At 65.1% G+C, this 2,610-nt stretch carries 2 protein-coding genes; both read right to left on the bottom strand.

Annotated features, from left to right (window positions below; all coding sequences use genetic code 11):
- Window positions 1-38 precede the first annotated feature (38 nt).
- Window positions 39-1,295: an aminopeptidase P family protein gene (locus AC1DHD_RS15475; RefSeq protein WP_476880562.1), complete on the bottom strand. Its 1,257-nt coding sequence runs from the start codon at window positions 1,293-1,295 to the stop codon at window positions 39-41.
- A gap of 44 nt (window positions 1,296-1,339) precedes the next feature.
- On the bottom strand, window positions 1,340-2,610 hold a 1,271-nt coding region (locus tag AC1DHD_RS15470), incomplete at its 5' end, for a purine-cytosine permease family protein (RefSeq protein ID WP_476880561.1).

Raw genomic sequence — 2,610 nt, 5'->3', positions numbered from 1 at the left:
GTGGCGCCGCACCCGCAGGGTGTGCGCAAACGCTGCTGTCAGGCGCCGATGATGTTGTATTCGGGGCCGAACGGGAACTTGGTGATGTTCTCGGCGCCGTCGTCGCCGACCACCAGGATGTCGTGCTCCCGGTAGCCGCCGGCGCCGGGCTGGCCGTCCAGGACGGTGATCATCGGTTCCATGGACACCACCATGCCCGGTTCCAGCACGGTGTCGATGTCCTCGCGGAGCTCCAGTCCGGCTTCGCGGCCGTAGTAGTGGCTCAGGACGCCGAAGGAGTGACCGTAGCCGAACGTCCGGTTGGCCAGCAGCCCGTGGCCGACGTAGATTTCGTTCAGTTCCGCGGCGATGTCCTTGCAGACGGCGCCGGGCTTGATCAGTTCCAGGCCGCGCTTGTGGACCTCGACGTTGATGTTCCACAGCTCCAGGGAGCGGGCATCCGGTTCGCCGTAGAACAGGGTCCGTTCCAGGGCGGTGTAGTACCCGGAGGTCATGGGGAAGCAGTTCAGGGACAGGATGTCGTGTTCCTGGATCTTGCGGGTGGTGGCCCAGTTGTGGGCGCCGTCGGTGTTGATGCCGGACTGGAACCACACCCAGGTGTCGCGGATTTCCGAGTCGGGGAACGTGCGGGCGATCTCGTGGACCATGGCCTCGGTGCCGATCAGGGCGACCTCGTACTCGGTGATCCCGGCGGTGATGGCGTTGCGGATGGCTTCGCCTCCGAGGTCGCCGATCCGGGCACCGTGCTTGATGACCTCAATCTCCTCGGCTGACTTGATCATCCGCTGCCGCATGGCGGCCTGGGCGACGTCCACCAGGGTTGCCGAGGCAAAGGCCGCCTGGATCTTGTTCCGGTTGTCCAGCGGCAGGGAATCGTCTTCGACGCCGAGCCGGCGGGGGCTGATGCCGCGGGTCCGCAGCGCCTCCTGGATGGCGAAGATGTAATTGTCCCGGCGCCAGTCCGTGTAGACCACGTTGTCGCCGTAGCTGCGCCGCCAGGGCATGCCGGCGTCGATGTTCGCCGTGACGGTCACGGTGTCGTCCTTGGTGACCACCATGGCGTAGGAGCGGCCGAAGTAGGTGAAGAGGAAGTCGGAGTAGTACTTGATGGAGTGGTAGCTGGTGAGGACGACGGCGTCGAGGTCCTTCTCGGCCATGATGCTGCGGAGGCCGGCCAGGCGGCGCTCAAACTCGCTGTCGGAGAACGTCAGGCTGACCTTCTGCCCGTTGTTCAAGGTCTTCAGTCGCTCCAGCTCGGAGACGTTCGAGGCGGGGGCGGAGGTTGTGATGGTCACAGGTATTCCTTTGCGTGGTGGTGGATAGTCAGGTGGCGTGGGGGTTATGAGCCGACGGCGGCCGGTGCAGGGGCGCTGTGCTTGTCCTCGCAGGCGTCGCCGTGTTCGGCCAGGACGGCTTCTTCCTCCAGGTCGAGGCGGATGCCCAGCGGTACGCCGGCCCTGATGCGGCGGCGGAAGCGGGCGTAGCCGAGGGCGAAGTAGATGGCGGCGGAGGTGAGGGTTCCGGCGAGCCAGGAGAAGTYTACGCCGCCCATGGCTGTTGCGATGGGTCCCTGCAGGGCGGGGATGCCGCCGTACATAAAGAGCCAGGTCATGAGGATTCCGGCGAAGAAGGCGATGAACGCTGCCGGGTTCACGGACTTGAGGGCGGTCTTCTTCGAGTCGAGGAAGAGGTAGGAGAAGTCCTTGTGGTGCCGCTCGAAGATGAAGTAGTGGACGGCCATGATGCCGCCCCAGGTTGCCACCCAGGCCACGATGGCGCCCAGCCAGGTGTCCAGGATCATCGCGAAGTCCTCGGCGAACATAAACCCGATGACCGCGAACATGGACAGGATCCCGACCATCACGGACAGTTTGCGCCGTGAGATCTTCACATCGAGGGCCTGGAAAGCGACGCCGAAGGTGTAGAGGTTGATGATGTTGGTGGCGATCGGCCCGTGGATGACCAGCAGGATCACCGGGATGGCCAGGGTGCCGAAGTTGGAGACGATTAGTTCGCCGGGGTCGGCCTGGCCGTTTTTGGTGGCGAGGCTCGCGCCGAGGACACCCAGCCAGACCACCGGCAGGAACTGTCCCAGGACGCTGACGATGAACAGCTTGGCGGGTTTGACCTTGCGGCTGACGAACCGCGAGTAGTCCGGTGCGTAGGTGAACCAGCCGATGCCCCAGCCGATGCCGATGACGGTCATGATCGAGGACATGGCCGCAAGGCGCGGCAGCCCTTCCAGGACCGCGCCGGCCGGGCCGGCGTAGCTCCAGTTGATGTCCAGCTGCGTCCAGGCGACGATCGACATCCCTACCAGCACCAGGATGGTGGGCGGCATGGTGATCCGCTCGAACTTCGAGATGGCGCGGTAGCCGCGGTAGCAAATGGCCACCTGGACCGTCATGATGACCGCGGCGACGAGGATGCGGACCATGATGTTGGGCTGGCTGGGGTCRACCCAGCCGATCATTCCGAAGAGCGCCAGGATCAGGTCCAGGATCACCCAGGTGTTGACCGCTGACCAGCCGATGGCGATGGTGGCCTGGATGGCGGCCGGCAGGTAGGCCCCGCGGCGGCCGAAGGCACCGCGGGCCAGCAGCATACCGG

Source organism: Arthrobacter sp. 05L45_2, from assembly GCF_056397525.1.
This window is presented reverse-complemented; position numbering and strand designations above follow the sequence as displayed.